Genomic DNA, 7,692 nt, shown 5'->3' with positions numbered 1-7,692 from the left:
AGGAAGGCGCTACGGCACTACCACGACATCGGCATTCTCGAACCGGCCCACATCGACTCCCACACCGGCTACCGCTTCTACGACACTAGCCAGGTCGATCATGCCCACATCATCCGCCGGTTCCGCTCTCTCGACATGTCCATTCCCGATATCAAGGCGCTGCTGAGCACCGAAGACGCCGTGGCCCGCACCGCGATAATCACGACTCATCTCGAACAGATGGAGGTGCAGCTGCAGCAGACTAGAGACACCGTTGGCGCACTGCGCGAGTTACTTTCTCCCGTGCAGACCCCCGCCTACGTGGAGTTGCGTCGAGAACCCGCGCTCGCGGTGTGGTCCATCGGCGCCACGATCGAGGTTGCCGAGATCGACAGCTGGTTCGCGGCGACGCTGGGGAAACTGCGAGACGCAGTTGCAACGGCAGCAGGCGTACATTCCGCGGTCGTCCCGGGTGGCCTCTACGACCGATCATTGTTCCTTGAATCAGAAGGTAGGGCAACGCTATTCGTCCCGGCGCCGCAATCCGCGGATCCCCCGGAGGGCATCCGTGCCGAGGTATTACCTCAGGCCGAATTCGCGGTGCTCACCCACTCCGGCGGTCACGAAGGCATCGACCGCAGTTACGGGGCTCTGGGAATATATGCAAACGAACGTCTGATCAGCCACCAGGGCCCAATCCGCGAACACTACCTCGGCGGTACGCCCTCAGATCCAACAACGTTCACCGCCACAGAGATTTGTTGGCCGATCTTCAGCACCACCCCACCGCCAGACTGAGTGCAGTCCAGAGCACCTCGGGAGACAGCTTCGCGCACGGAACACACGACGAACAAAGGACTATGGACATGGAATTCTTGATCGCCGCAGGCGTCCCGACGAAAGAGGGTTGGGAGGCCTACAAAGCTGAGGAAGCTCAGGTAGTCGGTGAGTTGCGCGCCGAAGGTGTCTTGTCGGCGTCGTATCGACGGACCGACGGCGCTGGCGTGTTTGGAATCGTCCGCGGTACCGATCTGGCTGCGATCAAGGCGGAGATAGCGCGGCTGCCGTTCGTCGCCCAGGGCTTCATCGAGTTCGAGTACGTCGAGATCGCGCCGCTTTAAGCCGGTACCGTGCCTGCGCCGCGCTAGGGCGCGCTGCGCCGGGAAGACAAGCGCGTCAACGACATTCTGGAGACGGCGCGGTGAATGGCGACATCGGAACGGTCTGGTTCTCGCCCTCGACGCCGGCAATCCTGAACTGCAAGTTGCGCGCAGCCGGGGACCGGAGCTCACTGCCTTTTCAGACCGGCGTGGACGAATCTCGTTGGTAGAGGATGCAATCGGTGTCTAGCTCGACCGCGTTGGAGTCGCAGCGGGCGATCAGCTCGTTGCCGGGTTGTGTTCCGACGACGGGTGGCACAGTAGGAGCCTTATTGCGGTGTCCCGCAGCTCGGCCTTGAATTCGTCGTCGGAGACAACTCGGTCGGTGGCAAAGGTGGCGCCGTAGGCGACGTGCATAGCGACAGCGGACCAGATGGTGCGGTAGCAGGTATCGAGCGACCGCTCGGGTTGTGAGCCGGCGAACTCGCTGAGCCGGGGTTCGAGGAGCGCGGTCACAGTCTGGCCGAGTTCTGTCATCCACTGCGAACCGCGGGTCCGGACCTCCTCGTGCGTTGCGGAGAGCCAGATGATGGAACGGATCAGGCCGGAGCGCGTGAGGAACAGGTCCGCGACGGTGTTGATTGCGAGGGAGATCAGCTCTTCGGTGTCGAGGCTCTCGTAACGCTCCTGCGGCCCTTCGAGTACTGCTCTTTCCTTGGCCATCTGGGCGAGCGAGTTCTCGTATACGGCCAGGAACAGCGCGTCCTTGCCCGGTACGCGCGAATAGATAGCCGCCACGGACACGCCGGCCCTCTCGCACACCGCGCCAATGGTGAACTCGTCCACGCTCGAGGTTTCCAGAATCTCGGCACCGGCGTCCAGCACGCGCGCCCATGCCTGACGTGAGCGCGCCTGTTTGGGAGGGCTCACGCCAGCAAGGGCGTCGGTCATGGGTCCCATCGTAGGCCGCATCGTCGAGATTCTCGGCGGACGCAGCACCTACCAAAGCGCTAAACAGAATCAAAATTCTGATTCTGCTTGACACCGAACACACCGCCCTGTGAAGGTGGTCGCAATGCGCGGGACGAGTGAGGAGCGCCACTGTGAAGGTGACCGTGGATCGGAAGAGGTGCGAGGGCTACGGCTTTTGCGAGGAGAGGGCGCCAAATCTCCTTCGGCTGAATGACGAGGGTGAGCTGGAGATTCCCACCGACGACATTCCCGACAACGAGCTCGACAAGGCGCGCCTCGCGGTTCGGAGTTGTCCGGTGGCCGCACTGAAACTGGACGGGGCCTGAAATGATCGAACTCGACGACGACGTGGTGGTGGTGGGCGGATCGATAGCCGGCGTCACGGTCGTTGAGGAACTGCTCCGGCTCGGTCACCAGGGATCCATCACCCTCGTCGATGTTGAGGACGCAGACCCCTACGCACGCCCACCCCTGTCAAAGGCAGTCCTGTCGGGTTCGGACACTCCTGAGTCGACTTTGCTGCCGCGGCTCGACCGTTCACGGGTGCAGCACCTGCGTGGCCGGCTCGCCGTGGGTCTTGATGTCGACCGGGGCGTGATCGAGATGGCTGACGGTGGAGATCTTGCCTACGCCGGCCTCGTCATCGCGTCGGGCGCTCGAGCGCGCACGTTGGCCGATCTCGGCCGGAACTCGACCGGAATCGAAGAGCGCGTCGTACGGACGCTGGACGACGCGCGGGAGCTGCGCGCAGACGTTCAGCACGCGTCCTCGATCGCCATTGTTGGCGGCGGCGTGCTCGGTATGGAACTCGCGTCGGTCGCAACGGCAATGGGGCTGCACACGACCGTGATTAGCGACGAACAGCCACTCCTTCGCCTGTGTGGGACCTTTGTGTCCGACCTGGTCGCAAGGCGGGCGAGGGCGCACGGCGTCAACATCGTGATTGATGCGAATGGTGCTCACCTTGTCGACCACGGTGGACGTCTGGCGGTCAAGTACGCCAACAGCGTTGTCGAGGCCGATCTCGTCGTGTCCGCTGTCGGGGATGTCCCCAACGTCGAATGGCTCAAAACCTCTGGCGTGGCGCATCAACCGGGCGTCGTCGTCGACTCGCGGTGTCGCGTCAGCGAACGAATCGTCGCTGCCGGTGATGTTGTCGCCTTTGGAACGCCGCCTCGGCGCAGTCCGCATTGGTCCAGTGCGATTGACCAGGCGCGAGTGGCCGCCGCCGCACTGGTCCTCGGTGACAGCGCAGGAGCGCATTCTCCCCGGCCCTACTTTTGGACTGATCAGTTCGACCTAGCACTAAAGATCGGCGGCGCTACACCTTTCGTCGGAGAGCCGCACGTAATCGAAGGGTCGGTTGCCGAACTCCAGGCTCTCGTGCAATGGACGGACGGTGGCCGTCCTCGCGGTGCGCTGGCCATCAACAAGCGCATGCCCATTTCGCGGTTGCACACAGCCGCAGGCAACCCTTCGTCCCACAGCCACCTAGGAGCGAACGAATGACCAGCACCATCAACCAGTCCGATGTCGACTTGTTCTCAGACGAAGTACTCGACACTCCGTACCAAGCGTTTTCAATACTTCGCGACGAAGCACCAGCAGTATGGCTCTCACGGCTGAACTCGTGGGCGGTTCCACGCTATGACGGAGTACGCGACGTTCTCGGCAACTGGGAACGGTATAGCGCGGCCAAAGGTGTCGGCCTCAACGACCAGGTCAACGACATGTCCATCGACACCGTTCTGGCGTCCGACCCTCCTCTTCACGATACGCTCCGGGGTGTCCTGGCGGAGAGCCTGAGCCCACGCGCCATACGGTCCTTGAGCGACCAAATCCGGTCTCGCGCCGACGAACTGGTAGCAGCGCTTGCGCAAGAGGGCTCTTTTGACGCGGTCGCACAATTGGCGCAGGTGTTTCCCCCCTCCATCGTCGCTGACTTGCTGGGAATACCCGAATCCGTGCGGCCGCGCCTGCTGCCCTGGGGCGATGCCATGTTCAATTCTCTGGGACCGGCCAACGGTCGTATGACTGCGTCGATGCCCGCTCTGGCAGAGATGTTCCAGTGGGCCCACTCAGTGCATCCCGAGGAATTAGCCGAGGGCAGCATGGGCCGCGCGGTGTACGAGGCGGCCGACGCCGGCAGGATCGAACGCGCGCATGCCCCCCAGCTTCTGGCCGCATATACGGCAGCCGCCATGGACACGACCGTGAACTCGATCGGGTCGGCAATCTGGTTGTTCTCCCGGTTTCAGGATCAATGGGATGCAGTCAAGGCTGACCGATCGTTGATCCCCGCCGCCTTCAATGAGGTGCTGCGCGTCGAAAGCCCCGTTCACTATTTCACCCGCGTGGCAACCGACGACAACGACATCGACGGGGTCCGCATCGGCGCGGGCGATCGCGTCCTGATCATGTACGGCTCCGCCAACCGAGATGAGCGCCACTACGGCGACACCGCAGCCGACTTCGACATCACCCGCGATGCCAGCGATCACGTCGGATTCGGCTACGGGCTGCACGCGTGCGCCGGGCAGGCGTTTGCGCGGATGGAGGCACATGCGCTCCTGGGGGCACTCGCCGATCGAGTCGAGAGGTTCGACGTCGTCGGACCAGTGGTGCGCCATCTCAACAACACCGTTCGCGGCCTCGAGTCGCTGCCGGTTTCGATAGAGCGCCCCTAACCCATCGGGTGCCGAATTCCCCAGAGAGAAAGGATGCACCATGTTGGTCGCATCAGTGAACAACCGCTTGACGACGTTCGTCGGAGGACTTCCGGTCGACGTCGCGGAAGCGAGCAACGGGCGGTTTGGTCCCGACATCGCCGACATCTACATACAGTGGGACGACTTCCGCCAGTGGGGCCAATCCACTGGAGCTGAAGGCGGAGGAGATGTCGCAGCCGATTCCCTCGGCGCTCCCTCGCCGCGGCCATCTCAGGTGTTCGCGATCTCGTTGAACTACCTTGATCACGCCGAAGAAGCCAATCTCGAGATTCCAGACTTTCCTTCGGTCTTCACCAAGTTTCCCTCTTGCATAGTCGGACCGAACAGTGAGGTCGAACTGCGCGGGCCCACAACCGATTGGGAGGTGGAGCTCGTGGTCGTTATCGGCCGCACCGCACACCGCGTACCGGCCGCCGACGGTTGGGACTACGTTGCGGGACTGACGATCGGCCAGGATATTTCCGACCGGACCATGCAACTCGCGGGAATGCCTTACCCGCAGTTCAGTTTCGGAAAGTCTCTTCCTGGTTATGGGCCGACGGGGCCCTGGTTGGTGACACCCGACGAATTGGACAACCCCGACGACCTAGGATTGCGATGCACTCTCGACGGCGAAGTCGTGCAGGACTTTCGATCCTCCAAGCTGATCTTCTCAATCCCGGTCCTCGTCTCCCACTTGTCGTCGGTGGTTGAGCTGCGGCCTGGCGATCTCGTCTTTACCGGTACGTCCTCCGGCGTGGGTTTTGCCCGAAGCCCCAAACGATTTCTGTCCCCGGGACAGCAACTCGTCAGCGAGATCGAAGGGGTAGGAACCCTGCGTACACAGCTTGCCGCCTCGGCTGAACTAGTCGGTGCCGAGACCGGTGGCGACGCGTCGTGACCGCCGCCGAGATTGTGCGCGACGACCTGAGATGGGGAGAATCTCCCCGCGTTCACGGCGACGAACTGTGGTTCTCCGACACGCAGGCCGGTCAACTGGTGACACTGAGCCCGAACACGATTCAACGTCGGGATCTCAAGAGCCCGACCAACGGGTTGTGGTTTCTGCCCGACGGGCGACTCGCCGCTGCGCGTTGGTGTGACAAGCGCATCGACGTACTCGTAGACGACGAGTTCGTCCTCTACGCCGACCTCTCCGAACTGGTCCGCGATCGACTCGGGGACATGGTGGGCACTCCGGATGGTCGGCTCTACGTGGACGATATGGGCCCTGATCCACACAGCGGCAATCCGGTGGGCAGATTGCTCATGGTGGGCCAGGATGGCTCGATAGAGGTTGCCGCTGACGAATTGCGGTTCCCGAACGGTCTGGCAATTGTCGACGCGACGCTGATCGTCGCAGAAACGCACGGGACCCGACTTACTGCTTTCGACATAGGTATTGACGGACGGCTCACAAACCGACGCTTGTGGACCGATCTAGGGACCCTCTTCGACGCGCGGCACCGTCCTGACGGGATCTGGCCGGCACCGGATGGCTCGGTGTGGGTGGCAACCACAACAGGGGAACGATTCGTCCGTGTCCGCGAGCACGAGGTCTTGGACCAGATCGACACACCCGGTGAGTTTGCAGTGGCGTGTTGCCTTGTCGGGTCGACGCTGTACTACTCGACATCACAGAGCACTGACCCTGCTCTTGACTTGCTGACGGAAGCGTTGGCGCAGCGCAAGATTCGCGGGAAGATCACGCGAGTCGTCGTCAGCAATACGGTCCCCACCACGTCCTCGGAGTACAGCTCGTGAACACCACAACCGCGCACACTGATGTCATCGTCCTCGGCGCAGGACCGACTGGTCTTAGCGCGGCGACACTGCTGGCTGGCCGCGGAGTCTCCGTCGCGCTGGTAGATCCTTATCGCATCCCGGCCCAGCATCCCCGCGCGACACACATCGACGACGAGACCATGCGAGCGTTCCAGACGCTGGGCGCCGCGCATCTCGAACCAACGTGGCATCGCCAAACCACCGGCAAGTACCAGTTCTTCAACGCCTACGGGCAGTTGGTGCAGAGCTTTGGTTGGCGCACCGAGCCGACCGACCAGGGGTGGTTCGGCGATTACCAGTTCTTCCAGCCAGAGTTCGAGAATTGCCTGCGCGGTCGACTCCACGCGATGGACGGCGCGACGGCATGGTACGGGTGGCGAGCGCAGACAGTCAGCCAAAGCGACACCGGCGTCGAGGTAACCATCCGAAACGACCGGCACGACAACGACGAGGCACTGTTTGCGAAATATGTGATCGGGGCGGACGGCGCCCGGTCCTTGCTGCGGACCCAGGTGAGTCCAGATGTCGAGGACCTCGGCGCCACACACCGTTCACTGATTCTCGACATCGTTCCGAGTGATCGCAGGGACAACCCCGCCATCTTCACCTACACCCGGGCGAAGCCGCCGAATCCGGTGACCGTGGTGCCAGGTGCGAACGGAATGATTCGCTTCGAGTTTCTTCTTAACGAACGTGATCGGACGGCGGACTTCGAAGAACCCACCGCGTGGTACGACTTGCTCCAGCCGTATTACGAAGCCGGCTCGTATCGCATTCTGCGGGCCGACGTGTACCGATGGGAATCGTTGCTGCCGCGCCGGTGGCGCGACCGCCGCCTCTTCCTGGCCGGTGATGCCGCTCATCAGATGACGCCGCACCTCGGGCAAGGCATGTGCTCGGGCATCCGGGACGCGATGAACTTGGCGTGGAAGATCGACGCCCGACTAAACGGCGCCCCCGACAGTCTGCTCGATACGTATGAAGCCGAACGCAAGCCGCTGGTGCGCACCTACGCCGCGGCCGCGGCCGCGGCAGCCAACGCTGTCGAACACCTCGCAGAAAACCCCGGGGACCCCGACGAGGTGCCATCTCTACTGGACATTCCGTTTCCCGTTCCGACCCTGGGAGAAGGTCTGCACGGCGAAACC

The 7,692-nt window shown here is 62.8% G+C and carries 9 protein-coding genes; 8 read left to right on the top strand and 1 reads right to left on the bottom strand.

The window, feature by feature from the left end; genetic code table 11:
• Positions 1-777, top strand: a 777-nt coding sequence (locus tag ABW137_RS16995; RefSeq protein ID WP_526402022.1) for a MerR family transcriptional regulator, incomplete at its 5' end; no start/stop codon positions are given.
• Positions 778-845: 68 nt separating this feature from the next.
• Complete coding sequence (locus ABW137_RS16990) at positions 846-1,100, top strand: hypothetical protein (protein ID WP_526402020.1); 255 nt, start codon at positions 846-848, stop codon at positions 1,098-1,100.
• Between the two features lie 258 nt (positions 1,101-1,358).
• On the opposite strand, the gene ABW137_RS16985 is transcribed toward ABW137_RS16990, so the two are convergent.
• The gene (locus ABW137_RS16985) at positions 1,359-2,030 is read right to left on the bottom strand and encodes a TetR/AcrR family transcriptional regulator (protein WP_526402018.1); all 672 of its coding nucleotides are present in this window, start codon (positions 2,028-2,030) and stop codon (positions 1,359-1,361) included.
• Positions 2,031-2,182: 152 nt separating this feature from the next.
• Between ABW137_RS16985 and ABW137_RS16980 the strand changes: the two genes are divergently transcribed.
• The 6 genes from ABW137_RS16980 to ABW137_RS16955 form a co-directional block, all read left to right on the top strand.
• Complete coding sequence (locus ABW137_RS16980; protein ID WP_526402016.1) at positions 2,183-2,377, top strand: ferredoxin; 195 nt, start codon at positions 2,183-2,185, stop codon at positions 2,375-2,377.
• Positions 2,378-2,399: 22 nt separating this feature from the next.
• On the top strand, positions 2,400-3,560 hold the full coding sequence (locus ABW137_RS16975; RefSeq protein WP_526402014.1) for an NAD(P)/FAD-dependent oxidoreductase: 1,161 nt from the start codon (positions 2,400-2,402) through the stop codon (positions 3,558-3,560).
• Positions 3,561-3,781: 221 nt separating this feature from the next.
• On the top strand, positions 3,782-4,738 hold the full coding sequence (locus ABW137_RS16970; RefSeq protein ID WP_526402012.1) for a cytochrome P450: 957 nt from the start codon (positions 3,782-3,784) through the stop codon (positions 4,736-4,738).
• A gap of 67 nt (positions 4,739-4,805) precedes the next feature.
• Positions 4,806-5,660, top strand: coding sequence for a fumarylacetoacetate hydrolase family protein (locus ABW137_RS16965; RefSeq protein WP_526402010.1), 855 nt, complete (start codon positions 4,806-4,808; stop codon positions 5,658-5,660).
• Positions 5,657-6,523, top strand: a complete 867-nt coding sequence (locus tag ABW137_RS16960; protein ID WP_526402008.1) for an SMP-30/gluconolactonase/LRE family protein — start codon at positions 5,657-5,659, stop codon at positions 6,521-6,523. Before ABW137_RS16965 ends, ABW137_RS16960 begins: the two co-directional genes overlap by 4 nt.
• Positions 6,520-7,692, top strand: a 1,173-nt coding sequence (locus ABW137_RS16955) for an FAD-dependent oxidoreductase (protein WP_526402006.1), incomplete at its 3' end; no start/stop codon positions are given. The genes ABW137_RS16960 and ABW137_RS16955, both read left to right, overlap by 4 nt.

Source organism: Mycobacterium sp. (genome assembly GCF_040509115.1).
Lineage (GTDB): Bacteria > Actinomycetota > Actinomycetes > Mycobacteriales > Mycobacteriaceae > Mycobacterium.
Note: the sequence above shows the minus strand (reverse complement) of the source record. Positions and strands in the feature narration are given on the sequence as shown.